This window comes from Dictyobacter aurantiacus (genome assembly GCF_003967515.1).
Taxonomy (GTDB): Bacteria; Chloroflexota; Ktedonobacteria; order Ktedonobacterales; family Ktedonobacteraceae; genus Dictyobacter; species Dictyobacter aurantiacus.
Window position 1 is genome coordinate 2396705 of the sequence record NZ_BIFQ01000001.1, and the last position, 26981, is coordinate 2423685.

The 26981-nt window shown below is 54.6% G+C and carries 22 protein-coding genes; 7 read left to right on the forward strand and 15 right to left on the reverse strand.

Features of this window, described 5'->3' with window-relative positions; translation table 11 throughout:
* Positions 1-497 precede the first annotated feature (497 nt).
* The 5 genes from KTT_RS09680 to KTT_RS09700 all read right to left on the reverse strand — a co-directional run bounded on the left by KTT_RS09680 (position 498) and on the right by KTT_RS09700 (position 6416).
* On the reverse strand, positions 498-749 hold the full coding sequence (locus KTT_RS09680) for a hypothetical protein (protein WP_126595784.1): 252 nt from the start codon (positions 747-749) through the stop codon (positions 498-500).
* A 122-nt stretch (positions 750-871) separates the two neighbouring features.
* A complete protein-coding gene (locus KTT_RS09685; RefSeq protein WP_126595785.1) occupies positions 872-3484 on the reverse strand; it encodes an FAD-binding oxidoreductase in 2613 nt (870 codons plus the stop codon).
* Between the two features lie 516 nt (positions 3485-4000).
* Positions 4001-5197, reverse strand: a complete 1197-nt coding sequence (locus KTT_RS09690; protein WP_126595786.1) for a sensor histidine kinase — start codon at positions 5195-5197, stop codon at positions 4001-4003.
* Positions 5198-5440: 243 nt separating this feature from the next.
* Positions 5441-5893 carry a MaoC/PaaZ C-terminal domain-containing protein gene (locus KTT_RS09695; RefSeq protein ID WP_126595787.1) on the reverse strand — a complete coding sequence of 151 codons (453 nt, stop codon included), beginning with the start codon at positions 5891-5893 and terminating at the stop codon, positions 5441-5443.
* A gap of 73 nt (positions 5894-5966) precedes the next feature.
* Positions 5967-6416: an FAS1-like dehydratase domain-containing protein gene (locus KTT_RS09700; protein WP_126595788.1), complete on the reverse strand. Its 450-nt coding sequence runs from the start codon at positions 6414-6416 to the stop codon at positions 5967-5969.
* 208 nt (positions 6417-6624) lie between these two features.
* Between KTT_RS09700 and accC the strand changes: the two genes are divergently transcribed.
* The 4 genes from accC (at position 6625) to KTT_RS09720 (ending at position 11385) form a co-directional block, all read left to right on the forward strand.
* A complete protein-coding gene (gene accC / locus KTT_RS09705) occupies positions 6625-7977 on the forward strand; it encodes an acetyl-CoA carboxylase biotin carboxylase subunit (protein WP_126595789.1) in 1353 nt (450 codons plus the stop codon).
* Positions 7978-8085: 108 nt separating this feature from the next.
* Entirely contained in the window at positions 8086-9324 is a 1239-nt protein-coding gene (gene fabF / locus KTT_RS09710; protein WP_126595790.1) for a beta-ketoacyl-ACP synthase II, read from the forward strand.
* A gap of 5 nt (positions 9325-9329) precedes the next feature.
* Complete coding sequence (locus tag KTT_RS09715) at positions 9330-9803, forward strand: acetyl-CoA carboxylase biotin carboxyl carrier protein (RefSeq protein ID WP_126595791.1); 474 nt, start codon at positions 9330-9332, stop codon at positions 9801-9803.
* Positions 9804-9978: 175 nt separating this feature from the next.
* Positions 9979-11385: a transposase gene (locus KTT_RS09720; RefSeq protein ID WP_126594639.1), complete on the forward strand. Its 1407-nt coding sequence runs from the start codon at positions 9979-9981 to the stop codon at positions 11383-11385.
* 373 nt (positions 11386-11758) lie between these two features.
* On the opposite strand, the gene ilvA is transcribed toward KTT_RS09720, so the two are convergent.
* The 10 genes from ilvA to KTT_RS09770 form a co-directional block, all read right to left on the reverse strand.
* Positions 11759-13033: a threonine ammonia-lyase gene (gene ilvA / locus KTT_RS09725; RefSeq protein WP_126595792.1), complete on the reverse strand. Its 1275-nt coding sequence runs from the start codon at positions 13031-13033 to the stop codon at positions 11759-11761.
* A gap of 594 nt (positions 13034-13627) precedes the next feature.
* Positions 13628-15541, reverse strand: a complete 1914-nt coding sequence (locus tag KTT_RS09730; RefSeq protein ID WP_126595793.1) for an AAA ATPase domain-containing protein — start codon at positions 15539-15541, stop codon at positions 13628-13630.
* A 10-nt stretch (positions 15542-15551) separates the two neighbouring features.
* Positions 15552-16625, reverse strand: a complete 1074-nt coding sequence (locus KTT_RS09735) for a GNAT family protein (protein ID WP_126595794.1) — start codon at positions 16623-16625, stop codon at positions 15552-15554.
* Positions 16626-16668: 43 nt separating this feature from the next.
* On the reverse strand, positions 16669-17277 hold the full coding sequence (gene pdxT / locus KTT_RS09740; RefSeq protein ID WP_126595795.1) for a pyridoxal 5'-phosphate synthase glutaminase subunit PdxT: 609 nt from the start codon (positions 17275-17277) through the stop codon (positions 16669-16671).
* A 33-nt stretch (positions 17278-17310) separates the two neighbouring features.
* Positions 17311-18198 (reverse strand): pyridoxal 5'-phosphate synthase lyase subunit PdxS, encoded by an 888-nt coding sequence (pdxS, locus tag KTT_RS09745; RefSeq protein WP_126595796.1) that lies wholly within the window; start codon positions 18196-18198, stop codon positions 17311-17313.
* A gap of 524 nt (positions 18199-18722) precedes the next feature.
* Entirely contained in the window at positions 18723-19142 is a 420-nt protein-coding gene (locus tag KTT_RS09750) for a type II toxin-antitoxin system PemK/MazF family toxin (protein ID WP_126595797.1), read from the reverse strand.
* On the reverse strand, positions 19139-19465 hold the full coding sequence (locus KTT_RS09755) for a hypothetical protein (protein WP_126595798.1): 327 nt from the start codon (positions 19463-19465) through the stop codon (positions 19139-19141). The genes KTT_RS09750 and KTT_RS09755 overlap by 4 nt, the downstream gene beginning before the upstream one ends.
* Positions 19466-19588: 123 nt before the next feature.
* Positions 19589-20455, reverse strand: coding sequence for an ABC transporter permease (locus tag KTT_RS09760; RefSeq protein WP_235845660.1), 867 nt, complete (start codon positions 20453-20455; stop codon positions 19589-19591).
* Positions 20456-20469: 14 nt separating this feature from the next.
* The gene (locus KTT_RS09765; protein WP_126595800.1) at positions 20470-22227 is read right to left on the reverse strand and encodes a tetratricopeptide repeat protein; all 1758 of its coding nucleotides are present in this window, start codon (positions 22225-22227) and stop codon (positions 20470-20472) included.
* Between the two features lie 178 nt (positions 22228-22405).
* Positions 22406-23608 carry a helix-turn-helix domain-containing protein gene (locus KTT_RS09770; RefSeq protein WP_126595801.1) on the reverse strand — a complete coding sequence of 401 codons (1203 nt, stop codon included), beginning with the start codon at positions 23606-23608 and terminating at the stop codon, positions 22406-22408.
* Positions 23609-24180: 572 nt separating this feature from the next.
* Here KTT_RS09770 and KTT_RS09775 point away from each other — a divergent pair.
* The 3 genes from KTT_RS09775 to KTT_RS09785 all read left to right on the forward strand — a co-directional run bounded on the left by KTT_RS09775 (position 24181) and on the right by KTT_RS09785 (position 26976).
* On the forward strand, positions 24181-25023 hold the full coding sequence (locus KTT_RS09775) for a DUF4397 domain-containing protein (RefSeq protein WP_126595802.1): 843 nt from the start codon (positions 24181-24183) through the stop codon (positions 25021-25023).
* 27 nt (positions 25024-25050) lie between these two features.
* Positions 25051-25278, forward strand: coding sequence for a hypothetical protein (locus KTT_RS09780; protein WP_126595803.1), 228 nt, complete (start codon positions 25051-25053; stop codon positions 25276-25278).
* A gap of 102 nt (positions 25279-25380) precedes the next feature.
* Positions 25381-26976 carry a serine/threonine protein kinase gene (locus KTT_RS09785; protein ID WP_160145768.1) on the forward strand — a complete coding sequence of 532 codons (1596 nt, stop codon included), beginning with the start codon at positions 25381-25383 and terminating at the stop codon, positions 26974-26976.
* Positions 26977-26981: the final 5 nt, after the last annotated feature.

The window sequence follows — 26981 nt, forward strand, 5'->3', positions numbered from 1 at the left end:
ATTGTGGGTCTTTCTTAGATTACGGATCACTGCTGTCAGTGTGATACAAATAGACACATCTTTAAGATGAAAGAAAGCTGGCTTTTGTGCCTTCGGCAATGACGCTACGCGCCTTACGGCGCTCAGAATGGTAATAATACGTCTGGTGGCACCTGCGCGCACGCGCAGGTGCCACCAGACGTATTATTACCATTGGATGGACAAGAAGTTGGGTGGACAACCATGCGCGTGCGCACAGGTGCAACGAAACCTTTTGTTACTATGGGATGCGCAAGCAAAAACATGGATAACCATGCGCGTGCGCGCAGGTGCGACGAAACCTTTTATTACCTATTATTAAGAATGTGGATAACTATGTGGACAAGTGTTCTAGAATGTGGATAACTATGTGGACAAGTGTTCTAGAATGTGGATAAGCTGGGAGATAGGAAGCGCTGAGGGCGGGGACGCCAGCTGGCGTCCCCGCCCTCAGCGCTTCCTATCTCCCAGCTTATGGTTTAATCCTGGGGGACTTCATAGTTGGTGAATTGCTCCTGGGCGCCGGTTTTAGCGCCGGATGTCTTGGGAAGGTTGTCTTTACGGGCCCGGTCATCAGGCTTGATCTGCTGGCCCTGCGGTCCATGAGGATCAGGCTTGCCTTCGCTGTCGTATTGGCCCTGACCATACTGCCCTTCATTCCCCTGAGCTCCATATATCTCTGCTTCGTCTGGCTGTTTGTCCTTATCTTTCTGCCCATGCTGCTCAGACATAGCTGATGACCTCCTTTTTTACTGCGAGTAAATACATATACATTGGAAGAATCACAACCCCTACTACTGTAGGGCACGCAGAAACAGCATAAAAAGATACAAAACGGTGATGGCAATTGGTGTTAATCCAGTACAAAAGCGGCCGGATTGAGAATATGCCGGGGATCCCAGCGGGTCTTTAAACGGCGCATGACCTCCAGGCTGGATGGCTGATAGCCCCAGCGCTCTAGCTGTCCCTCAAGCACGGCTGGCTGTGCTAACACGATCGCGTATCCATGCAGGATTAAGGCCTGGTGACGGACAGCGGTCAGCCATGCGCGCGCCGCCTCGGCGCTTTCCATGTTATATATAGCATAGACAAAGCCACTGGCAAAATCGACCACATAGGAGGTATCCTTCAATTGCCTGGAGATCCCTTCCAGGTAGATAGCCAGGTTCTTCACTGGCACGCCGATGCGTACAACCAGGGACTGCTGGTTCGCTTTTTGAATGCTGGATGTCCAGAGCTCGGTACCGCTCAGCGTCTCGGTGACAAACGGCGCCGGAGCATTGAGCCGTTGCAATACCTCGGTGACCTGGGCCAGTTCAGCCTCAACATCTTCAGGCATGCCCTCAGCTGTATATGCCAGCAGATAGGCACCTGACGGCTCTCTCTCCCGGGTATTATCCTCAGTCAACACAATGGAGGAAGCGGTCAGCGCCAGCCGCAGCATCTCCTGTCCCCACCGCAGACCGCTACTAAGATCTTCTACGGGGAAGAGCAGCGTCTTGCGTGCGCGCGGCAGGGCGAAAACTTTTAGTGAGATATCAACGAGCAGGCCAAGGGTACCATACGAACCAATAAAGATCCTGGTCAGGTCAAAGCCAGCCACATTCTTTACGATCGGGCGGCCGGTGCGGATCACGCGCCCATCCGCCAGCGCGACGGTCGCGCATAGCACCACGTCGCGTAGCGCCCCATAGCGCATGCGCAACGGCGCATTCAGGTTAATCGCGACCAGCGCTCCAATGCTCATGTCCGGCCAGGGAGCGACCAGTGGTACATGCTGCCCACGCTCACGCAGAAAAGCCTGGATCTCGGACAAGGGGGTGCCCGCGCCCACCGTGATATAGAGATCGTCGGGCGCGTAGGTCCGCACACCACGTAGCGCGGAGGTGCTGATGCGCGCATCCTGATCATCCAGAGGGGCACTGGTAATGGTCACGCTTCGTCCGGCCTGAGAAAGCGCCTGCAGCTGGCGGGCCGCCTCTTCAGCCGTCGTTGGTGTATAGCCCTGTATAGAAAGCTCTGCGTTTGCTGGGACCAGTTTTTCCAGCGGTGTATAGCCCGCATAAGGCCCACTCTCGCCTGGAGCTGGCACCGGGAACACCTTGCCCGGATTCAGCAGGAACTGTGGATCAAAGACCTGTTTGACATCCCACATCGCCAGCAGTTCTTCAGGCTTATGCATCAAAGGCATAAAGTCGCGCTTCTCGATGCCAACGCCATGCTCACCGGTGATACTGCCGCCCATAGCCACGCAGCAGAGGGCCATCTCGCGCCCACTTGCATGGATGCGGTCAATCAGGTCGTGATCGTCTGGATCGGGCACCAGGATCAGGGGATGAAGGTTGCCATCACCGGCATGGAAAACGTGGCCCATGCGAATATTGAATTTATCACCAATACGGTTGGCCTCGGCCAGCATCTCCGCCAGGCGACTACGTGGCACCGTGATATCTACGGTGTATTGGGCCGGAGCTTCGCGCGCGATAGCACCGGCCGCGCTCTTCCGGGCCAGCCAGATCTTGTAGCGCTCCTCTTCATCGCGCGCGATACGCATATCCGTCCCTCCATGGGAACGCAGTATCTGCATGACCTCCTCTAGCTGGCGATCCAATCCCTCGGGATAACCATCGAACTCGATGATCAGGACCGCGCCCGCGTCCACGGGGAGATTAGCATGCGCGAACGGCTCAATAATACGTACAATACGCTGATCCATCATCTCCATCGTCGCTGGCACCAGTCCCGAGGAGATTACAGCGGATACCGCCGTACCGGCTTGCTCTACCGAATCAAAGATCGCCAGCAACGTCTTCACCGCTGGTGGACGGCGCAGCAGACGCAACGATAGCGAGGTCATCAATCCCAGCATACCCTCACTACCCGTGATCAGACCACAAAAGTCATACTCAGGATAATCCATAGCCAGTCCGCCCACGCGGATGCGCTCGCCGGTCCCGAGCACCACTTCCATGCCAGTCACATAATTGGTAGTCACCCCGTATTTAAAGCAGTGGGGTCCCCCGGAGTTCTCGGCCACATTGCCACCCATGGTCGACGCACGCTGACTGGAAGGATCAGGCGGAAAATAAAGTCCCATCGTTTGCGCCCGCTCGTCCAGGCGCAGATTGATCAGTGCCGGCTCAACAAGCGCGCTACGTCCCAGTGGATCAAGCTCTTTCAAACGGTTCATGTGCGCGAACTCAACAATGATCCCGCCGCGATCGGCTACCGCACCGCCTGAAAGACCTGTGCCTGCTCCCCGCGCGATCAACGGCACCCCGTGGGCTGAGGCCCAGCGCACCACATTCACCACATCATCGGTCGTACGCGGAAAGACCACTCCCTCTGGCAACCCCTTATCCAGTCCAGCATCCACCTCGTACGCCACCAGGCTGGCTCTATCAGTAAAGATCTGGCCTGGCGGCAAGGTCTTCTTCAGGGTATACAGGACGCTCTCTTTTAACATCTCCCCCGACCTTTCTGTCATTGAAAAATAGTGGTAGCAAATATAGCCTTTTTATATGCTAGCAATGCACGTTGCATTTTCTTTAAAAGTGGGCAGAAGTGGTTATCATACATGTGATGACCCATTATAACAGAGTATAGCATGCTTTTCTGCTTTCTTCCTTGCCGCCCTGCGGGCGGCGGAAGGGAGAGAAGAGAGGGCCAGGGGACACCCCTGGAACCCCGGCAGGAGGGCTCTCCGCCCTCCTGCACCTCCCGCCTGCGGCGCCGCGGAATAGAAAGAGAAGAGAGGGCCAGGGGACACCCCTGGAACCCCGGCAGGAGGGCTCTCCGCCCTCCTGCACCTCCGCTTCCTTCCTCTTCGCCCTCCTGCACCTCCGCTTCCTTTTTTTCATCAGGGTGAGAAATGCCGCGAGGGGTCAGCCGGCAGCTGCCGGCTGACCCCTCGCGGCATTTCTCACCCTGATTTTTTATTTTTTCGCCGCCAGCAGGCGGCGCGTGTGGGAGAGAATAAAAATCAATTATTGATAGGCAAGGGGGAGCGGAACTGCTCAAAATCAGCCAGCGAGGTCTGCGCATCCACCTTGGGATGCACAACACACGGCAACGTAAAACAAAAAGTACTCCCCTTCCCCTCTATACCTTCGCTTTCGACCCAGATGCGTCCGTTCATGGCTTCGACAAATTGCTTGCTCAAGAAGAGGCCCAGGCCGGAACCGCGCACACTACCGGAGGAGTCGCGGCGTAAGCGGACGAATTGTCCGAACAACAATGACATCTCGTTCGGAGGGATACCAGGGCCCGCGTCTTTGACGCGGATACAAATCTCCGGAGAGGCGTGCAAAGGATGGACAATCATGCCATCCAGGGCCGCGCTAATGGTGATAGGGGTACCTGCCGGGGCGTATTTAAAGGCATTTGAGAGCAGGTTGCGCAGAACCTGGCGCAGGTATTGCGCGTTGGCCAGAACCACGATGTAGTCAGGGATCTCAACAGAGATGTGGTGGCGTCGCACGCTCTGGGGATCAAAACGCTCCAGCACTTCAAACAGGATATCGCGCACCACGATCTGCTCTATATAGAGCGACTGCCGCTGCTTCTCGACTCCCATCGTGTCCAGCACATTATTCACGAGCAGTTGTAGTTCATCGCAACTCTGCATGGCATGCTGCAGAAAAGCGGTGCGCATACCCTGGTCTAACTGATCATCATGTTCCAACAACAGCTCCAGATATCCATAGATGGCGGTCAATGGAGTGCGCAGCTCATGATTAACGTTCTGCAAAAACTGATCCTTGATTTCGTTAAGCTTGCGCTGTTCCGTGCCAGCCAGCTCCAGTTGCTCCTGCGTCTCATCGGCTTGATCCGAGGCCTCGCGCTGCGCGCTCACCAGTAATCCCAGCGTGAACAGTATTAGCACGCTGACAATGGTAGAGATAATATCGGTACTTGAGGGTAGCAGGCTGCCGATCACCATGGAGTGAAAAAGCCAGAAAATCAATAGGAGGGAGAAGGTACAAAGATAGAGACCAGATCGCCTGAACAACCAGGCAGAAAGCACAATGGGCACAACATAAATAATGGGGTTATGGCTTATCCATGGGGTAAAGATCAGGAGGAATGATGAAACAAGCGCTGACACTACGACCAGGCTTAGCTGAAAGGATATTGAAATATCAAGCAGGAAACGAGCAAAAGCATTTGGATAACGCACGCTCTCCTCCCCTTCATCGCGGCAGAGCTCGTCCAAAGCCCCTTCTACGTATTATGAACCTCCCCCCAATCAGACAGCAGACTCAGCCGTTGCGTCTGTTCCCTCATCTGCATAATATTTTACCATGGGCGCACATTACATTGACATAAATCAATCTTTTAGGCTATCCATAGTTATAAACTCAAGAGATTCTGCCGGGGAATCTCTTGAGAAGTGGATCATTTCTTGTTTTTCTGACTGGAGCTATGCGTTCCGGTGGGGAAGGTGGGCGGTGAAGGTACCCGAGACTTTCAGGTCGCCATTCTGATCTTTGGCCTGTACTTTGCCGGCGATATACCCCTTACCATCCTCCTCGTATTTGTCGGTCACGGTACCGGTACAGGTAATCACATCGTCCAGGTGGGTCATACCTTTGAAGCGCACGCCAAACTTGCGCAGGGGCTGGGGTCCCACATAATCGCTGAGCATCTGGCCTACAAAGCCCATAATCAGCATGCCGTGAGCGATAATACCACCGGTACCAATCTCCTCGCCAACTTTGGGATCTGTGTGCAGAGGATTAAAGTCGCCGGAGGCGCCCGCGTAGCGGACCAGTTGCAGGTGTTTAACCGGCGCTTTCACCAGCTGGGGAATTTCTTCGCCGATCTCTACATCCTCAAAATAGCGCCTGGTTGGAGTTGCGGCAGGTGTCGTCATAACTGTTTCTCCTTATATACCATCAAAATATTGACCATCCATGACTGGCAGGGTTATGTATCAGCAAAATGGACTACTCGCGCACGATAAACATGGTTTTCGCGCTCAACACATGCTGCTGATGCTGATTGGTATAGCGCGTCTCGGTTGTCAGGATATCCATCGACCCCTCGCGGGTGCGCCGTGTTTTGCCATCCACAATCGTGGTCACGCCGGTCAGGGTATCGTTGGCGGCGATGGGAGCGACATACTCATATTCTTCCTCGCCGTGGAGAACACGCGCCACGTTGATCCCCACGCTGCTCAGCTGCTCCCACAACTGCGTATTGCCCCAGAAAGTAAATATAGTCGGAGCCGTCGGGGGTAGAGGGAGGTCATCATAGCCCGCCGCTTTAGCCGCCTCCAGATCATGATAAATAGGATTCTCGTCCCCGATGGCCAGCGCCAGTTCATGAATCTTGCCGCGCTCGATCGTTATCGTAAAAGCGGGAAAACTGTATCCCACCTTCTCCTTATCAAACATAAGAAGCTACTCCTTCAAGTCACAATATGATCCCCGCAAGGGTTTTGCATTTGTAGTATCAAACCTGACATAGGTGATGTCAAGAGAAATCATCCTCCTCAATCTTTAGCCCTTGTGATATAATTGTCGACATCATACCCCTCACAAGGGCTTTCAGTGAGAGGAGCAAGGTGAAGCACCCGAAGTTGGTCGCTTTGTCTACATGCATATGTTTCGTAAGATTTTAATTGCAAATCGTGGTGAAATTGCTCTGCGTGTCATTCGCGCGTGTCGCGAGATGGGGATACGTAGTGTCATTGCCCACTCCGAGGCTGATCGCGACTCACTCCCAGTACAAATGGCAGATGAGCGGATCTGTATTGGTCCAGGGGCAAGCGGCAAAAGCTATTTAAATATTCCAAATATTATTAGCGCTGCCTTTATCTCCAATGCCGAGGCAATTCACCCTGGTTATGGTTTCCTGTCAGAAAATACGAGCTTCGCTCAGATCTGCCAGGATGTGAATATCACTTTTATCGGCCCCTCGGCCGAAGTGATGGCGATCATGGGCGATAAGGTTTCCGCCCGTAAAGCCATGGTTGAAGCAGGTTTGCCAACGCTCCCAGGCACCCGTGTCTTGCGCACATTAGCAGAGGCAACAGAGGCTGCTCGTGAGATCGGTTTTCCACTGATGCTCAAAGCGGTCGCTGGCGGCGGTGGGCGTGGTATTCGCCTGATCAACCATGCGGACGAGTTTGAGCGTACGTTTACGGTAGCTCAGAATGAGGTCCGGGAAGCATTCCGCGACGATGGCATTTATCTGGAACGGTATCTGCCAAAGGCTCGCCACGTTGAAATTCAGGTTCTGGTCGACAATTATGGCAACGGCGTCCACCTGGGTGAGCGCAACTGTTCCTGCCAGCGCCGCAACCAGAAGGTGATCGAGGAATCTCCAACCCCGATTCTGCCCCGTTCCTTATGCGATGAGATGGGTCAGCGCGCCATTAGCGCGGTGAAGGCGGTTGGCTATCGCAACGCCGGCACGCTGGAGTTCCTGGTGGATGAGCAGAATCGCTACTATTTCATGGAAATGAATACGCGTTTACAGGTTGAGCATCCCGTTACCGAACTGGTAACAAGCCTGGACCTGGTCAAAGAGCAGCTCCATATCGCCTCGGGCGAACCTTTGCGTTTGCGCCAGGAGGATATCAAGTTGCGCGGACACGCGATCGAGTGCCGCATTACCGCTGAAGATGCGGACAAGGATTTCCGTCCCCAGACCGGTGTTGTCGAGAATTATTTGCCGCCAGGGGGGCCTGGTGTGCGCGTCGATAGTCACCTGTACACGGGCTATGAGATCCCTCCTCACTACGATTCGCTGCTCGCCAAACTGATCGTTTGGGCCGAGGATCGCGACCAGGCCATCGCACGCATGCAGCGTGCTTTGGAAGAGTTTGTTATCGAGGGCGTCACAACGACGATACCGTTCCATCAGCGCTTACTGAAGCATGAGGGCTTTATTAGCGGTGATACCTATACGCGCTTCATCCAGGAGGAAGCGGGCGCGCTGGGCATCAAATAATCCGCATTCCTCATCGCAGCGGGCAGCACTGCAAGTGACGTGGAACGTGAGAAATGAGCATCTCTACCAGGATGCTTTTAGATAAACGGACAAACGGGAGGTGACTTTATGTCTCGCGTAGTTGTAACCGGCCTGGGACTGGTTACCTCGTTGGGCAATGATCTGGCTTCAACATGGGAAGCGCTGATCCAGGGTAAGTCTGGTATTGGTGAGATTACGGCCTATGATACCAGCAATTTTCGTGTTCACTTTGGTGGCGAGATCAAGAATTTTGATGCCAGCAAATACATGGATCGCAAAGAACTGCGGCGCAACGATCCCTATGAACACCTGGCGATCGCGACCACCAAGCAGGCGCTGGAGCAGGCTAAATTAGAGATTACTGATGAGATCGCCCCTGATGTCGGTGTCTATATTGGTAGCGGCATCGGTGGCCTGGTAACGCTGCACGACCAGTTCAAGGTCCTGCATGAGAAGGGTCCGGACCGCATCAGCCCCTTCTTCATCAACATGATGATTATCGATGGCGCGCCCGGCATCGTCTCGATCATGACCGGCGCCAAGGGTCCCAACTGGGCCGCGGTTTCGGCCTGCGCCACCAGCGGCAACACCGTTGGTGAGGCCTGGGAGACCATTCGCCGTGGTGATGCGGTGGCGATGATAGCTGGTGGCTCCGAAAAAGCCGTCACGCCGATCGCGATGGCCGCCTTTGATAACATGCACGCGCTGTCACGCCATAATGAGAATTATCAGGAGGCGAGCCGCCCCTTTGACGCACTGCGCGATGGCTTTGTGATGGGCGAAGGTTCAGCCGTGCTCATCCTTGAGGAACTCGAGTTCGCCAAAGCGCGTGGGGCAACGATTCTGGCTGAGCTGGTCGGCTACGGCAGCACCGGTGATGCCAGCCATGTGACCGCGCCTGCCCCAGGTGGGGAGGGTCTGGTCCGTGCCATGCGCCGCGCCTTGCAGAAAGCCGGTCTCAAACCTGAGCAGGTTGACTACATCAACGCCCACGGCACCAGCACAGAGTTCAACGATAGCACCGAGACCCAGGCCATCAAAACGGTCTTTGGGGAGCATGCCTATCGACTCGCCGTTAGCTCGACGAAGTCCATGACAGGTCATACGCTGGGTGCGGCAGGAGCGATCGAAGCGGTCATTTCTATTCAGACGATTCTGAATGGTATTATTCCTCCAACGATCAATCTCCACCATCCAGATCCCGAATGTGATCTGGATTATGTGCCAAATGAAGCTCGTCATGCCAACGTCAATGTGGTGATGTCGAATTCGATGGGCTTTGGTGGCCATAATACAAGCTTGATCTTCAAGCGCTACGAAGAGTAAAAAACATGGATACAGAAAATAATTCATCGTGGCTCGAGCGGGTTGAAGAGATTGTGGATGTGCTCGAAGGCAGTACAGTTGGCGAGCTGACCTTAACCGAAGATGGGACAGAGATTACCATTCGTCGTAGTCCAGGGATGGTATTGACCGAAGCACCTACAATGGTTATGGTCGCGGGCCAGGCGGTAACCGCCCCGAGCTCAGGTCCGGCCGCCGCGCCTAAGAAGGTTGATAAGTCGCTACCGGTAACAGCATCGCTAACCGGTGTTTATTATTCGTCCGCCTCGCCGACCTCGCCACCATTTGTCAACGTTGGTGATGTCATCCACGTGGGGCAGGTCGTAGCTTTGATCGAGGCCATGAAGGTCTTCAATGAGATCAACGCCGAGGTATCCGGTCGCGTGGTATCAATCAACGCCGTCAGCGGATCAGTCATCCAAAAAGGCGAAGCCATCATGCGCGTCGAACCCCTCTCGTAGGTTCGGGGCTTGCCCCCGATTTTTTGGAGCTTGCCCCCGATTTCCGGACATCGCGTCCGATTAAAACAAACATGAGACATCCCGAATTTTAAGGTCGGGTTTGTAAAAAGACACCTCCTGAGCGAGACTGAAGGAAAAACAGACCACCATTCAGTCAATCCAGGAGGTGTTGTTTATGTCATCTCAGTATCTCACACCGCTTGAGGAGCCACAAGTTCCAGCATATCCCCCTGCCGAGATGGCGCAGGGATTGTACACTGCTCTGGCTCACTTTCTGGCTCCCTTGCTCATGCAAGCCGATAGCCGCATGGACAAACGACTGGTGCGCACGATGGTGCAGACCGTGGCGGTGATCTTGACCTTCCGTGATCGCGTCAATGGCTTGCTCCTTTCGGAAATGGGCGGCTATCTCGAGACGCCCGACAAAGCTCCGGCAGGAACCAAACGCCTGTCTCGGCTGCTGCATTGTCGCAAATGGTCGGCTGAACTGATCCGCTCGTATCTGTGGCATCGAGCCAGCCAACGTCTCACAAGGTGGAAACAGATGGGAAGGGATGTGCTGGCGCTGTGGGATGAGAGTGCGTGGGAGAAGCCAGAAACTATCGCCTCGGACGACCTTGCCCCGGTGCGCTCGAGTAAGGGCGCTCGACTCACCCATATCAAGAAAGGTTACTACACCCCGCCCCGTGGCCCCATCTTTGTGCCGGGCCTCCATTGGTTGGCCGTGGTCCTGGTCGGCAGCGAGCAGCAAGACGACCCGCCTGAACTAGCCAGCATGCGGTGGTGGACCAGCCGTGGGGCGCGCGCTTCCTTCAAACGCGATGAACAAGCCAAACTGTTACTGCAAGGCGTTCTGCTCTGGGGACGCGAGGTGATGCATGTCTTTGATCAAGGCTTCGCCAGCAGTTTCTGGCTGGGTCTGTTGCTGGCGTTCTCGTTGCGCTTTGTGCTGCGCTGGAAAAAAGATTACCAGCTCGTGGATGCCCAGGGTCAGCGACGTGCAGCCTGGAAAATCACCCGCGGCAAACGAGGATGGCAAGAACGCTGGGTGTGGGATTGCCGTCGTCACCAGTGGGTCATGGGCAGTGTTCTCGCTTGTGCGGTGAGGCATCCCGACCATCCTGAGCAGCCGTTGTGGTTGGTCGTGGCCCGGCGCAAAGGTGGCTTGCCCTGGTATCTGCTCACCGCCGAGTCCATCACCACCGCGGAAGATGCCTGGCGGATTATGTTTGCCTATGCGCGTCGCTGGCAGATCGAACTGACCTGGAAAGAAAACAAGAGCGAATTGGGCTTCCAAAGCCCGCGGCTCTGGGAGTGGGAGACGCGAGAAAAACTGCTGCTGTTGGCGGCGCTGGCCTACGCCTTTCTGCTGAGCCTGCTGGCGCCGTTTTACGAACTCTTACGCCGCTGGCTGTTGCGGCACTACTGTCATCGCACAGGCCGTCATGCCCGGCAAGCACACCAGCCGTTTGCACGGCTGCGCCTGGCCTTGAGTCGGTTGTGGCAACGGATCCCTGCGCGCTGGGAGGAGGTAGCTGGCCGGCCCCGGCCCCAGCCTCGCGTCCAGATCATTATGCTCTGAGGCGGTGTGGAGGTTCCCCACGTGACGAGAGACGCTCTGGTCGGCATCGGCTGACCATGTGGGCGTGTGTCCGGTGTTCATCGGGTACAACACGTCTTGCCAACAGAGGATGCGAATGCGTGCGAAAAGAGCATACCCCTAGGCCCTGTGGAAGCCGCTGGGATGCTGTGGGAGTGGAAAGTCGGTTGACCAGCTCCTTTCTCTTTTTCCGTTTTTTGGCACAGTGGTGCTTTTCAGCGAGCCAAACGGGGAAAGCACGTTGTTCTGCAAGAGAAGAGAAGCGAGCAGTTCTCCTTCAAAAATGGAGAACTGCTCGCTTCTTTCACAAGTTCATCCCTAAAATTTGGGATGTCTCATGTTTTTCATGCCCGGATTAATAATCAAATGATTGCGCCTCTTCAACCATGTAGCCTTCATCGCGCAGGCGGCGCAGGAGCTTCTCGCACTGGCGGCGATCGCTGGTCTCCATAGTGATAGTCTCTTCACGCTGCATGATCGGCAAGCGGTTGGAGATGCGCTGGTGGCGAACGTCGATGACGTTGATGCGCATATCGGTGATAATCGAGAGCATGCGCATAAGCTCGCCCGGTCGATCGGTCAGACGGGTATGGATGACAAAGTAGCGGCCAGCACTGGCCAGTCCATGCTCGATGAAACGTCCCACCAGATTGATGTCGATGTTGCCACCGGTCAACGGGACCAGCACTTTCTTACCTTTGAGCTGGACCTTTCCACTTAAGAGGGACGCCAGCCCGATGGCGCCCGCGCCCTCCACCATCATTTTACACCGCTCCATCAGCAGGAGGACCGCGTTGATCGTGGCTTCGTCATCAACCAGTACCACGTCATCGACCAGTTGCTCGATGATTGAGAAGGTGAGATCACCGGGTTTCTTGACGGCGATGCCGTCCGCGATGGTGGTGATCGCTGGCAGCGTCGACAGCTTACCAGCATCCAGAGAAACACGGGTGCTGGGCGCTCCAGATGCCTGCACGCCGATGATGGTAATATCGGGCTTCAAGGCCCGAGCGGCGATGGCGATGCCCGAAATCAGGCCGCCGCCCCCAATGGGGACGACGATGGCATCGGCATCGGGCAGATCATTGAGCATCTCAAGTCCCAGTGTGCCCTGCCCCGCGATAACTTTGGGATCATCAAAGGCATGAATAAAGGTGGCGCCGCTCTCTTGCTGCAATTCCAGGCAGTGCTGGTATGCGTCGTCGTAGGTCGCTCCATATAACACAACGCGCGCACCGTACCCTTCAGTGGCGGTAACTTTGGCCAGGGGAGCACTTTCAGGCATGACGATCGTACAGGGGATATTATGCTGGGCGGCGGAAATCGCTACGCCTTGCGCGTGATTGCCAGCCGAGGCCGCGATCACACCTGCCTGATACTGCTTCTCCGTTAGCGTCGAGATTTTATATCCGGCTCCACGTACCTTGAATGAGCCTGAGCGCTGCATATGCTCATACTTCAGATAGATATCGGCCCCCGTCAACTGGCTCATTGTCCGTGAAGACGATAGCGGCGTATGATGAATCAACGGCTTAAGAAACTTGTACGCTTGCCAGATATCAGCTATTTTGACAGAACCGACTACCGCGGGGGTAGTGCCAGTGGTTAGATCGTTCTCTACAAGACGCATAAGTACGACTCCTTCCAGTCCCACGTAGGACGCCCAGCCGTCATGGCTACATTTATAGGCTCCGCTGCCTAAATGTTATGGGAAGGATTATAGCGCATGTGCGATCTGTCTGACAACCGTCCTATTTCCTTTTTTTTGAAATGTTATGCCTGCGGCGCCTTCTTTTCGCCGCCCTGCGGGCGACGAGAGGAGGAGGGCATTGGGGGCACAGCCCCCAAGCCCCCAGTCAAGGGGCTCGCCGCCCCTTGCATCCCCGCTCGCCAGCCACCTTCTTTTTGCCGCCCTTCGGGTAGCGAGAGGAGAGGAGGCGTTGGGGGCACAGCCCCCAAGCCCCCGTAGGTGCCGGGCTTGCCCCGGCTTGGGCTCGCCGCTGGATCATGCCCCCGGCATGCTCGCTTGCCCTTAATTCAATTGATGGCCCCTTCGGCGCGCACAAAAAAGAAGAACGGTGTGTGATATTGCGGCACGGCGCGGATGCGCCGTGCCGCAATATCACACACCGTTCTTAAAAAAGGGGTATGCCAGAAAGGCGCGCATGCGCCTTTCTGGCATACCCCTTTTTTGTGATTGGGGGCAAAGCCCCCAATCACGCTATTAATCGCGAGAGCGAAAGATTTTTACCCGGCGATGAGGCTCCTTACCTCGGCTGCGCGAGATGAGGTTGTAGCGAGTGGCCATTTGATGTTGCAGACGCCGTACATAGGCGTTGGCCGGAGCCAGTTCCGCCGTTGTGAGGCCCTTGTTCAAGACCTGGTGGATAGCGTCTTCTGTCTCAAGCAACGCTTGCTTGGTCGGATCATCAAATTCGCGCTCGTTTATACTCACCTGGGTATCTGATGCATCGGCACCATCACCATCGGGTGCGCTTTCAGGGATATCAAAGATGCGCGCCAGCGCGTGCTGCATCTGGGTAATAGTATTGTTTTTCAGTATAATAATCAGTTTGCGTTCTTGCTCCGCTTGTTGTAAGCGTTCGGGCTGTCGGCGATAATAATTCTTAAGCGTAATAACCGCGTCGGCTTCGCGCTCGTTGTTGGTGATCACAACCGGCACGCGCAACTGGCGCGCGGACTCCGAGAGTCGGTCGCGATTTACACCAAATGGATAGACCTTGAGCGTCTTGGGCGGACGAACCTCTGTCGCGGGCTCACTGGCCTGATAGATCCCTTCCGTGATCTCGGTCATGGGGCGGGGCTTGACCAGAACAGCCGCATGGCTCTCTCCGTCATTGGGCGCGGTCCCTGTAGGTGCCAGCGCCTGGACCTGTGGCGCGATATGTGCCGTGGTCTGGTTGCGACCACGTATGCGCTCACTGCCACCGCGCGGATCTATTGTAGGCGCGCCCGCGCCACGCAACGAACTCAGATGGGTATGATTGCGATCAAGATGACCACAATCATTGCGATCTGAGCGCTCGAACATACTTGTCGTGAAACCCTGTCCCGGGCGAGCACCGGGACCACCGAGTCCGTTGCCCCAGCCAGGAACATCCATGCCACCCGTCGTCACTCGGCGGATCGAAACATGTCCGGTCTCCTCATCACGTGTACGCTCCTCGGCCACGATAGGCTGGCCGCGCAGCATATTATCAACCGTATCTGCCACATCACGATGCACTACAGCTTCATCCCAACTCTGTTGTTCCACCACCACTTCGAAGGTCGGAAGCGATTTACGCTCCTGAATACTCTTCTGAGTATGGCGTCGACGCGCCTCCTCATCACCCAGGGTGACGGTCTGAATACCACCCACCAGGTCTGAAAGAGTCGGGTTTACAAGCAAGTTTCCCAGCGAATTACCATGAGCCGTCGCGACCAACTGCACACCACGTTCAGCAATCGTGCGTGCCGCGGCCGCCTCCAACTCGGTACCAATCTCGTCAATAACGATCACCTGTGGCATATGGTTTTCCACAGCCTCGATCATCACAGCGTGCTGTTCCGCCGTACGCGCAACCTGCATACGTCGAGCACGCCCAATGCCAGGGTGGGGGATATCCCCATCGCCAGCGATTTCATTAGACGTATCCACCACTACCACACGCTTATTCGCCTCATCCGCCAGGACTCGAGCGATTTCACGCAGGAGCGTTGTTTTACCCACGCCCGGACGACCAAGAATCAGGATGGATTGGCCCTGTTCGACAATATCACGGATCAGGGCAATACTGCCAAGCACCGCTCGACCAATACGGCAAGTTAAACCGACAATTCTCCCTTTCCGATTGCGCATCGCGCTAATACGGTGGAGTGTCCGCTCAATACCCGCTCGGTTGTCATCGCCAAATTCCCCAATACGTTCAACGACGTACTCGAGATCGGCATATGTCACCGGTGTCGTACTAAGGATCACTTCCCCCTCGGGGAACCGGCCCTCGGCCTGACGCCCAAGGTCCATTACGATCTCCAGCAGTTCGCTTCGGTTATCCAGCCGATTGACCGCGTCGTGGATGTCTGGCGGAAGAGTAGCCAGCAGAGCCTCCAGATCGTCAGTGATCACATGTTGCATAGGCAGTTTATCACCTCATAATTTTTTGGCGCGAATTGACCGTCCCCAGGCCTTTCAAGCCATAGACCGCGCGTTGCTCCAGCAGGGGGACCGTGCTCTGCCTCGTGGCCAGTAAGGCCACGTGTCGCACAAGCAGTACCTTGGCCAGGACCTGCTCAAATCCACTATTGCAAAGAGCGGTGTTAACAAAAGAATCGTACTCGCGCACCAGGCAATAGATGCGCCGTACGTCGGCATCCAGCAGGCGCTTGATGCCGAACTGTATCAACGGCTCGGCAAGCTCGGCGTGTTCTGGATGTACCATCAGCGAGATGCGGTGCGGCGTCGAGCCGTGACCTCGACAGAGCCGCATCCAGGCTCCCACACGAACACCTACGTCACATACATAATTCTCACTACCACGGCCAAAAAAGGAAGGTAGTGGTTGTAGTGACCCGACTTGAAGTTTGGCGTACTCTTCACTATTCTCGTAGAGCTCGGCCGTCAACACGCGTTGCGGCGTCACCGAACGATAGAGCTGGTATAATCCCCACACATGGTGGCGATTCCAGCGGCGTAGCGAAGGGAGCGCCGTCTCCGTCGCGACGTGTGTCGACCTGGATTTTTGCTGATATGGGTCATAGACATACGTCAGTTCACGTGCGTAGCGCTGGAAACCCGAACGCTGGAACATCTCCATCTCAGGCATTTCATCTTCAACCTTCGCAAAGATGCGGAGAATGCCATGGGTTGAGGCCATCTCCAATGCATATTCAAGCAAGGCCGTTAGTATATCATCGCCGGCCAGTTGCGCGCCATCTCGCTGCGTCATTGAGGCCAGGTAGGCGAGGTCCCATGCGGCATGGGACGGTCGTTCGCGTACCTGGGCGAAGCCTAACAGGCGCCAGTGGTCCTCACAGATCCACGTGCGGACAGCTGGAGAAATGGGAAGAAGCTGCCTCAAAATAGGGGGCGAAGGAAGCGCACTCTCCACCGACTCGAGCCAGCAAACAAAATTTGCATAGTCGCGCTGGTTACCTCGAGCACGGTGGTCAATAGCGTAGATGATTCCCGGTAAATCTACATACAACACCGGTCTTATCATCCACTACTCCTGCGTTAGATAGAAGCTGTGTGTCAAGCTACTTCTACCTCTTCACGCTCTGTACTATGCGGAGAAAGTATTGATGAAAACGTGTATCTCCTGAAACCTCAGGATGAAATGCAGTGCCTAACAAGGGCCCTTCACGGACTGCGACGATAGTTCCATCATCGAGCGTTGCCAGCACCTCCACCTCGGGGCCAACCTGATCAACCTGTGGTCCCCGGATAAAGAAGGCGTGGAATGGCGCTTCGCCTAGTGCGGGCACTGACAGATCAGTTTCAAAGCTTTCCCGCTGACTGCCAAACGCATTACGGCGGACCCGAATGTCCATGCTGGCCAATAGTGGTTGGCCGGCAAGAGCATTATCCGTCTCCTTCGCTAATAAAATGAGACCTGCACATGTCCCCCATATGGGAACGCCTTCACGAATCTTTCGTTGCAATACCTGGTGGAGATCGTAGGCAATCATCAGTTTACCGATTGTCGTACTTTCACCACCTGGTAGTATTATACCATCTATTTCGTCGAGATGTTTGGGGAGGCGAACAGCTTGCGCGTCCGCCCCTAATCCCTGCAACATCTTGATGTGTGCTTCAAAATCACCCTGTAATGCTAATACGCCGATACGGGGGGTTGGGTTGTATTTTTCCATGTGTTCTTCTTAATCAGTATCAATCGAGTAGAATTACCAGCCGCGTCGTGCCATCTGCTCCTGGGCGGGCAGATTATCCAGATTGATGCCAACCATGGGATCTCCCAGGTTGCGCGAAACCTCGGCCAGGATTTCGGGATCCTGATAGTGGGTGGTCGCTTTGACGATAGCCTGGGCGCGTTTCATGGGATCGCCCGATTTGAAGATACCGGAACCAACAAAGACGCCCTCGGCGCCCAACCGCATCATCAGCGCCGCGTCAGCGGGCGTGGCGATACCACCGGCGGAAAAGTTAACAACCGGCAGTTTACCCGTGCGAGCAACTTCCACCACCAGATCATAGGGAGCGCCCAGCTCTTTGGCCTCAGCCATCAGCTCCTCTTCCGGCAGCGATTGCAGGCGGCGCACACCACCCATGATGGTACGCATATGACGTACGGCCTCAACCACGTTTCCAGTACCGGCCTCACCTTTGGTACGCAGCATCGCGGCACCCTCACCGACACGACGCAGGGCCTCGCCCAGATCGCGGGCTCCGCACACGAAGGGGATCGAAAACTCATGCTTATTGATGTGGAAGCGCTCATCGGCTGGCGTCAGCACCTCAGACTCATCGATACAATCGATGCCCAGCGACTGCAGAATCTCGGCCTCCACGAAGTGTCCGATACGAACCTTCGCCATCACCGGAATCGTCACGGCCTCTTTAATCTTCAGAATCAACTCTGGATCACTCATACGCGCGACGCCACCCTGGGCACGAATATCGGCAGGCACGCGCTCTAGAGCCATGACGGCAGAGGCACCAGCCTCTTCCGCGATCTTCGCCTGCTCCGCATTCACCACATCGCAGATCACTCCACCCTTTAACATCTCCGGAAAACTTCGTTTAACCTGTACAGTTCCAAGCTGCTTTTGCATATATTTACCTCTCCTGGCGTGCTTGCTTAACGGTATGAAGTATGTAGTAAAGAAAATAAGTAACCTTATTTGGCAGAAATTCTAACACAAGAACATGGCTGGTATCTACAGCCAATCCCCTAACTGGAAACCATCCAACCACCCATCCGTTCACTCCCCAACGCGGGAGGTGCAGGAGGGCGGCTAGCCCTCCTGCCGGGGTGTGGGGTGTCCCCACTCTCTCATCTCTCCTCTCGCGCCGCCGCAGGCGGCGCGTAAAAAGAGAAAAAGGATTTTGTGGGGACTATCATGCCCCCGGCATGCTTGCCCCACACCCCGGCAGGGAGGACCCTGCACCCCTTAAGTGGACGCCAATAAAGAACCAATGGCGGTGGTGCATACATGTGGATGGAGGGGCCAAATTGGCGGGCCCTCAAATATCTCTCTATTTATTGTAACAAAAGGCAGGGGCAGATCTATGCCCGGATAAACCCGGCAAGAGGGGAATAGGTGTATAAAAATGTGAGGATGAAATAACGCCGGCCTTAATCTCGAATGAGATGAAGACTTAGGCGTAAAGCCTGATCAACGCGATACAACTCCTCAGGGCTAATCGAGCCACGACGCCTGATAAGACGTGTCTTCTCAATCGTCATGATCTGCTCGCATTTTACGTCGGTGTAATCACTTAAGCCATTATTTTGAGTAGGTGTAATGCGTACATGCAACGGAAGCTCTCGTTCCGTGCGGCTCATCGAGGCAACGATAGTTAAAGGATAAGAAGAAGAGGAATTGCCTCGATCATTTTGTATCACTAACGCCGGCCGCGTGCCTTGCTGTTCTGCACCACGTCCGGGTGACCAATTAACATCCCAAATCTCACCACGCCGCGGACTTGGAATACTAGCATTCGCATCCTGCTGCTGCTTCAGGCTCGGCAATGACTGCCTGGCCTCATTACTCATGCAAACATACCTTCACAACCAGCACTAAAACACAATTGGGCTTCATCAAGGGTTTCGGGAACGGTAGAGAGATAAGCGTAGGCTTCATCGAGAGAGTGGTTAAGTAAGGAGAGCTCACGCTCACGTTTTTCCATAATCACTAACCTCAACTGCTGATAATCATCCTGGCGCATCAGATCCATAATAGCCTCCAGTACGTCTCCCAGTGAGGAGTCAAGCTCCACAGCCAACGCCTTTAGCTCTTTATGCTGCGTCGAAGGGATCTGAATCGATTTTCGAACGAGGTTCTCATGACGATATAGGTCTGTATGTGCAACAGCCATGAAGTTGCCTCCTAGTCATAACACGACTTCATCTTTACTTATTGTACCGAGGTGGTTAGTAATTGTCAATGAAGATTGGGCTGTTTTATTAGAATTATTAGAAAACTTAGCCAGGATAAATGCCTATTTTTCGCCGTCGATGCGCATTATATCGGGATTAAAGCCTACCTCTGGCGGTTTTTTTTCCTTTTTGTCCCGGGTGCGCTGGCTTAGCCTTAAAGTCAGGAGAAGGGCGAAGGAAACGGCCAGTAAAACGACGGCGAGGGCGATGGATTTGTCCAGGTCGCTCTCAGAAGCGATATACACAGCGATCGGCATGGTCTGGGTGACGCCGGGAAAGTTGCCAGCAAAGGTGATGGTGGCCCCAAACTCGCCGAGCGCACGCGCCCAGCACAGGCCGATGCCAGATAGCAAGGCGGGACGCACCAGGGGCAGGGTGACGCGGAAAAACGTGTAGAGAGGGGAGGCGCGCAGGGTATAGGCAGCTCGCTCGTAGCGCCGATCCAGTTGTTCAAAGCCCGCCCTGGCACTATTGACAAAAAAAGGCGCCGCGATAAAGGTCTGGGCCATCACGACGGCGGCCGTCGTAAAAGGGATGGTAACGTTGAAAAGGGCCAGATAGCGACCAAGCAGTCCCAGGCGTCCAAAGGTTAACAGCAGGGCGACGCCTGCCACCACCGGGGGCAGTACAGTAGGTAAGGTAATCAGGGTTTCGAGCAGACCCCGCCCCAAGAAGCGGCGGCGAGCCAGCAGATAAGCGACGGGCAGGCCAAACACAACCGCCAGCAGGGTACTCAGGGTAGTAGTGACCAGGCTGAGCTGCAAAGCCTGAAAGATGTCCGGCTGCAGAATCTCATTCCAGATCGTCGCCGGTGCTTCTCTGAAGAGCAAACCCGCCAGAGGAATGCCCAGGAACAGAAAGAAGAGGCTGCTCAACAGCAGGGTCAGACCTCTGGCCAGCCATGTTCCCGAACCACGGGCGGATAACATATTTCTCTGTATCATCAGGCAAGACCGCGCGAAAGAGAGTGGCGCGCCTGCTCGATGTCATGCTGAACAAGCGAGACCTGCGCGGGCATGTGCAGACTTTGATAGGCGGCCAGGGCGGCCTCGTAGCAGGCCAGTGCCCGCTGGATATTATGCTGTTGATCCCCTCGTGCGAGATCGGCATAGGCCAATCCCAATGTATGTTTGTTCTGTGCCCATTCCAGTGGCGTCGTCTCGCGCGTCTGAATCTGTAGCGCCTCCTCAAAACAGGCGATGGCGCGTTCCAGATAATCCTGCCGCTCCGTCCTGGCCAGCGTCCAATAGGCCTGCCCGAGATTTCCCTGCGTGGTCGCCCATTCATCCTGCATGTTTTCACGGGCATAGACGAGCAGGGCAGCCCTGTAACACTCGACCGCCTGCTGCAGGTAAGGATGGCAATTATCAAGCAAGCAATCCTTATACGCATTGCCAAGGTTGCTCTGGGTTTTAGCCCACTCATAGGGCGTGTCTTTACGGTTATATACCTGCAGCGCTGACTCAAATGAGGTAATGGCCTTTTGAATATGGCTCTGCCACTCTTCTTCATCTACCGGCTCGATGAGCATATACACGTGGCCCAGGTTATAGTGCACATTAGCCCAGGCCAATGGATGCTGCACAAACGTATAGACCTCCAGGACGGCCTCGAAGCTGAGAATCGCCTGGCGCAGTTGCTCCTGCCGGTTCCCTTCTGGCATATCCAGATAGGTCAGGCCCAGCATATTATTGGTTTTGGCCCACTCGGCGGGATAGGTATCACGTGTATATACCCTCAGCGCCATGCGAAAGCAGGTTACGGCCTGCTCCAGGCGGATCTGCTCGTTACCACTCGACATCAAATTATAGGTGATGCCCAGGTTGTTATAGACAGACGCCCAATCCAGGGGAGTATCCTCTTTTGAATAGACGCTGAGGGCGGCCTGATAGCAATCTACCGCGTGGTGCAGACTGGCTTCGCTCTCATCACCGGGCATGTTGCGATACGCGTTGCCCATACTCTGCATGGTGTTGGCCCACAGCTCTGGATGCCGGTCGAAGGTATTGACCTGCAGGGCCGCCTGGTAGTGAATGATCGAGCGTTCCAGATTCGTCTGGCGTTCGCCACCTGGCAGAAAGGCATAGACATTGGCCAGGCTAAACTGCGCCATTGCCCATTCCTGGGGTGTAGACTCACAGGTATAGACGCGTAACGAGGCCTCATAACAAAGGATGGCTTTACGTAACGTCGAGTAACGATCATCGGAGGGAAGCAGACAATAGACATTGCCCAGGTTGTATTGGATGCTGGCCCATTGCTCGGGGAACGCTTCGAATGTATATACCTCAAGGCATGCCTGCAAGCAACTCAGGGCTTTAAAGAGCGCCGGACGGCGATTACCACTGGGGAGATATAAATAGGTCAGAGCCAGCTCATACTGGACCTGCGCCCAATCGAGGGGATGTTCTTCACTGGTAAACACTTCCAATGAAGATTGCAGGGCGGCCAGCGCTTTATTTAAATGCTGCTGGCGTTCAGGACCAGCGGTTGAATTGCGATATGCGATGCCTAACTGTTGCTGAGTCCTGGCCCATTCGATGGGCGAGCTTTGTAAAGAATAGAGACTCAACGCTTTCTGGAAGCAAGTAATGGCCAGCTTCAGGTTGGCCTGTTGATCTCCCGTGGAAATGTTACGATATTTTATACCCAATGCATATTGGGCATCAGCGGCTGTACGCCACTCGTTGTCGTCTTTCATTCCAAAATAACATCCTGCATGTGACGAAAAGGAGGGGCCCCTCCAGGCGCGTTATATGCGTAAAACTAAAAACTTCTCATATGGATTGTATGTTGTGCCTTGCTGCTTGTCAACTATGTTCTCTTTGCTCAGGATGAGTTTTTTGCGTGGCACCCGTGCTGAGATAAAGAATTCCAGTTCAGCTCTGAAAAAGGATCGCCAGCGCCTTCACGCGTGATTCCTGCCCCCAGATGGCCAGCATGTGTTGATAGAGCGCGTAGATTTCGCCGAACACCAGCTCACTATTGATGGCGCGCGCCGTCCTGGCTGCGGCCTCAAGGTAGATGCAGGACTGGATCATATTGCCGAGCACCAGCGAGGTATAGGCGCGATACTTTAAAAACTCGGCACGCATGCGTTCACAGGGTACCGGTTTGAGCTCATCCACCTGGGCAAACGCCTCCCAGGCCATTTTGGGCTGCCCCAGTCTGAGGAAAACCAATCCCTGATACAGGTATAGCATGGAGCGGTCACAGCGCGCATAGGTGGCGCAGGCATCTTCTTCTGGCTTCTCGGGGAAGACCGCCAGCGCCAGCTTTAAAAACTGCAGGGCCTCCGTCTCGCGTCCCATAGTGGCCTGTATCTCGGCCAGCCCGGCAAAGATCCAGCTATGGAGCATGGGAGAGATGCTATCGTTGTTGGTGTTGATGCGATGCAAGGCGTTATTATAAGCGTTAAGCGCCGAGCCAACGCGCTTGCGCGCGGCAAAGATGGTCGCCAGGCGAATCTGAGCCGCGACGTAGAGATTCCAGTCCCTGCCCAGCTGGCTATACACCAGGGACTGGGTGCCGTTCGCCTCGGCGGACGCGAAATCTCCACGCTGTAGATCCAGTAGCGCGATCAATTGATAGGCCTGCGCGGTCAGGCCGGCGGCCTTTTTTTGCGCGGGACCGGGGGTCAGGGTCGGCTTCAATAAACGCGTCAGGTAGCTTGGGAGCAACCGCTCCAGTTCTCGCTGGCCTCCCCCCATATACCGCTCCCAGCAGGAGGTCAGCCCGAGGGACCACTCCTCTAAAGAGGCCGGGAGATCCTCTTCAGCGATCTCGACCGTATCATCTTCATCTACCTCCTCTATACCGTCCACGTTCAGCGTAGAGGAAAGGCCGGTGAGCTTGTCCAGCGTATGCGCCTGCTTGATACGATTCGCCACAAATCCCAGTTCCGCGGGCGACATGGCAAAAACTTTGCACAGGGCATCTAACGAGGCATGGCGTGGCCTCTGAGCGCCAGATTCCCACCGAATATATGTACTCCGACTCACGCCCACCAACCCACTGACAAACTCTGGTGTCCACGCTCTCTGCATGCGAGCAGATTTGAGCATGCGGTTCTGTTTTTCCATAGTATCCTCGCCCAACACATTTTATCTGGTTTTGTTATAAGCCCATGACTCATGGTACGTCAAATATAAAACTTAAAATATAGCCAGCAGACAGTCAAGGTTAGCGTATTCGCTGGCCGGGCCAGCATAGGAATATATTGTATATGACTCATTTTGAGTCATATAACAAAATTCTATTGTATCTATTTAGCGCTTAAAGAGCGCTAATAATTTTACCTGTGGCGTTGCGGACCATGGTCCGCAACGCCACAAAAATTCAGGTTGATGCCGTAGGCATCAATCAGACCTGAATAGGTATATTCCATTTATAAATATCGTCCAATCAAAGTAACAAATTGAGAAGAGGGTGGTTGAGGAATGAAAGGTAAAATAAGGAAAGTAATACTTTTTCATAACCGAATTACTACCAGGATAGCTACTATTTTAAACATTCCTACGACATAATTAGAATAGCGTCACACCGTTCCACATGTCCTTATTGCTTTTCAAATGAATATACACCTCATCTATACCATTGTTTTCATAGCTGTCTTAATCAAGCGGATTTATACATTGAGAAGAGAGAATATAGAATGAAGGGTTTACTGTACCCTACCCGGCTGCTCCGCCGCGGCGGTCTCCTGGTGGGTATCATGTTTTTGCTGGGATTTTTTGGCCTGGGTACCGTTTCCACACACTCGGCATTGGCGGATGCAAATACATCGTATGTTCGTGTCATTCATGCCTCACCTTTTGTGGGCACAGCCGATGTTTTTGTGGATGGGAAAGCGTTCCTCAATAGCTTTCAATTTGCGTCGGTCACAGATTACGCGGCTCTACCGTCTGGCAACCACAAGGTACAGATCGCGCTGGTGGGTAAAGGGATTGGCGCGTCGGCCCTGACCAAAACGCTACCAGTTGAGACGGGCAAGGCATATACTGTGGCGGCCATCGGTGCGACGCCTCAAACGCTGGATCTGCAGGTATTTGTCGATAACAATAAAGTGTCGGCCAACCAGGCCAGGGTACGTGTATACCACCTGATTCCTGACGCGGGACAGATCGATGCAACCATCGGGGAAGACAATACCGTCAAAAATATGGCTTATCGGGATGGTAGCTCTTATATTGATATGGATACCGGCCCCTGCGAGTTCAAGGTGACGGTACCGCTCGTCAATCAAACACTTGCGGTTCCCAAAACACTGGCACCCAATACCATTACCAGCGTCTTCGCCGTTGGTATGGTCAAAGGCAACCCAAAGGCTCAGCTGGTCACTGCAACCACGCCTGGCATTCCAGGTCTACCGCAGACGGGCGCCGTGCCGGTCTTGCCCGATGCCGCGACACCGGATGCCCCCCTGCTGCAACTCACTATGGTACTGCTGCTGGCCATCGGCTTCGGGGTAATACGCCACGGCTGGCGACACGCCTAGTCGATTACTATGTGAAAGGGAGTACGCATGCGAAAAAAGATGATCTGCTTTATCTGGCTGGGCTGCGGCATGCTGCTCCTGTTAAGCGGCTGTGGTCAGGCTACATTGCCGGCTCCAGCTCCACTGGCGAAGCAGACGCGAAAACGGCCACCGCACACCGCCGCTACGCCGCTACCCACTCCAACTCCTAAACCGATTATCGCTACCCCAGCGAACAACAAACCTCTGCCAGGATGGTGGTTTTTACCCGTTTAGGGTAAAATATGTATCTGATGCGTATATCTGCTTAGCTTAGTGTATACATATAAAGGACGCAAGAGATATCGTACCCATTGTTCTGAATCTGCGAGGTATTGTGTGCTCCAGGACCAGTTAACGCTTCCGCTCGGAGCGATCATACAGGATAGCGAGGGTGGACGCTACCTTATTGAAGATTTGCTTGGACAGGGAGGCTTTAGCGCCGTCTACCTGGTGCGCGAACGGCGTGCAAGACAAACACGCTATGCGCTGAAAGAGGTAATCGATCCTGATCATCATGAACGCAGCCAGCTGAGCTTTGAAGCCGGCTTGCTGCGGCGTCTCTCGCATCGCGCTCTACCACGGGTGTACCAGGTTTTTGAGGATACTCAGCTTAACCGCATCTATATGCTCATGGATTATATACAGGGGAAAGATCTGGAACAGTTGCGCCGCGAACAACCAGAGAAGCGCTTCTCCCTCGCTCTGACCCTGACCCTGCTGAACCCTATCGTTGATGCATTGACATATTTGCATACAAGAGAGGCGCCGATCATCCATCGCGATATCAAACCCTCGAATATCATTATCCCCATCAACACCGGTGAGGCCATGCTGGTAGACTTCGGGCTGGCGAAAGAATATGTCGAGGATAAAACGACCAGCGTCTTTCGCTACGGAACGCCCGGTTACGCGGCCCCAGAGCAGTATGGGCAGGGAACCAATATTCGCACCGACATCTACGCCCTGGGCGCGACTATTTACACCTTACTGACGGGCAAGGTACCGACCGATGCTCTGACGCGCACCATGGAGCAGACACAGGTCGATCCCTTAAAGTCCGCACACACAATCTGTCCCTCGATCAGCCCAAATATTTCTAACGTGATCGCGAAAGCCATGAGCCTGCGCATAGAGGATCGCTATGCCTCGATCGAGGCATTCTGGCAGGCGCTGAGTATCGCGGTCGTAGCGCCTGATGGCGCTGTAACGGGTCCGATCACAAAGATGTTGGACTCCACCCGGCTTGAGCTCTCGCAGCAGGACATCGCTGTTTTGTCTACGGCCAAACAACTGGTTGGTCCGCAGAAACCCACAGCCAATGCGCGTCCATTGCCAGGACTCAGGATAAACAGAACCTATGGTCATGTAAATAAGGAGGCGGCCAGCCGCAAGAAGGTCTTGCTCGGCCTGCTGGCCCTGATCCTGATTGCCGGGTTCACAGATCTCTTCCTGGCTACCAATATCTGGAAGCACCAGCGTCATTCTGTCGTCAGTACGCCAATCATCCAGCGTTCCCAATCGACCGCAACGCCATCGCCGATATTTGCCTGCAAAAGTCAGTATGCCATTTCGCCCGCTGCCAACGATGGTACCATCCTGGCTTCCTGCTATACCGGAACCATGAACCATGTCGGTCTGAGCCTGGGCAACAGATCCTTCCAATTCTTGTACATTAAAGAAACATCCTCCGGTCAGCTCTCGGGCCAGTTCGTTACAGACGGACAGCGTGGTCCATTCACCGGCGCGGTGAGTAAAGCTGGCGAGATCAGCATTACCGTCACCCTGACCTCTGGTCAGATCATCAAATTCACCGGAACTACCAACACTGGGGATCAGATAGCGGGCAAAAGCTTTACTATCTATAATAGTGCCACCCAGTCCAATCCCCAGGACTATGGGGATTGGACGGCCATGCCGTACCAGGGGAAGTAGCGCTA

Coding starts and splice junctions, on each gene's coding strand:
- KTT_RS09765 (WP_126595800.1), bottom strand. CDS start 22,227: ATGAAAGACGACAACGAGTGGCGTACAGCCGCTGATGCCCAATATGCA.
- KTT_RS09700 (WP_126595788.1), bottom strand. CDS start 6,416: ATGTTTGATAAGGAGAAGGTGGGATACAGTTTTCCCGCTTTTACGATA.
- KTT_RS09720 (WP_126594639.1), top strand. CDS start 9,979: ATGTCATCTCAGTATCTCACACCGCTTGAGGAGCCACAAGTTCCAGCA.
- KTT_RS09780 (WP_126595803.1), top strand. CDS start 25,051: ATGCGAAAAAAGATGATCTGCTTTATCTGGCTGGGCTGCGGCATGCTG.
- KTT_RS09775 (WP_126595802.1), top strand. CDS start 24,181: ATGAAGGGTTTACTGTACCCTACCCGGCTGCTCCGCCGCGGCGGTCTC.
- pdxS (WP_126595796.1), bottom strand. CDS start 18,198: ATGCAAAAGCAGCTTGGAACTGTACAGGTTAAACGAAGTTTTCCGGAG.
- fabF (WP_126595790.1), top strand. CDS start 8,086: ATGTCTCGCGTAGTTGTAACCGGCCTGGGACTGGTTACCTCGTTGGGC.
- KTT_RS09770 (WP_126595801.1), bottom strand. CDS start 23,608: ATGGAAAAACAGAACCGCATGCTCAAATCTGCTCGCATGCAGAGAGCG.
- KTT_RS09685 (WP_126595785.1), bottom strand. CDS start 3,484: ATGTTAAAAGAGAGCGTCCTGTATACCCTGAAGAAGACCTTGCCGCCA.
- pdxT (WP_126595795.1), bottom strand. CDS start 17,277: ATGGAAAAATACAACCCAACCCCCCGTATCGGCGTATTAGCATTACAG.
- KTT_RS09750 (WP_126595797.1), bottom strand. CDS start 19,142: ATGAGTAATGAGGCCAGGCAGTCATTGCCGAGCCTGAAGCAGCAGCAG.
- KTT_RS09715 (WP_126595791.1), top strand. CDS start 9,330: ATGGATACAGAAAATAATTCATCGTGGCTCGAGCGGGTTGAAGAGATT.
- KTT_RS09755 (WP_126595798.1), bottom strand. CDS start 19,465: ATGGCTGTTGCACATACAGACCTATATCGTCATGAGAACCTCGTTCGA.
- KTT_RS09730 (WP_126595793.1), bottom strand. CDS start 15,541: ATGCAACATGTGATCACTGACGATCTGGAGGCTCTGCTGGCTACTCTT.
- accC (WP_126595789.1), top strand. CDS start 6,625: ATGTTTCGTAAGATTTTAATTGCAAATCGTGGTGAAATTGCTCTGCGT.
- KTT_RS09695 (WP_126595787.1), bottom strand. CDS start 5,893: ATGACGACACCTGCCGCAACTCCAACCAGGCGCTATTTTGAGGATGTA.
- ilvA (WP_126595792.1), bottom strand. CDS start 13,033: ATGCGTCTTGTAGAGAACGATCTAACCACTGGCACTACCCCCGCGGTA.
- KTT_RS09735 (WP_126595794.1), bottom strand. CDS start 16,625: ATGATAAGACCGGTGTTGTATGTAGATTTACCGGGAATCATCTACGCT.
- KTT_RS09680 (WP_126595784.1), bottom strand. CDS start 749: ATGTCTGAGCAGCATGGGCAGAAAGATAAGGACAAACAGCCAGACGAA.
- KTT_RS09760 (WP_235845660.1), bottom strand. CDS start 20,455: ATGTTATCCGCCCGTGGTTCGGGAACATGGCTGGCCAGAGGTCTGACC.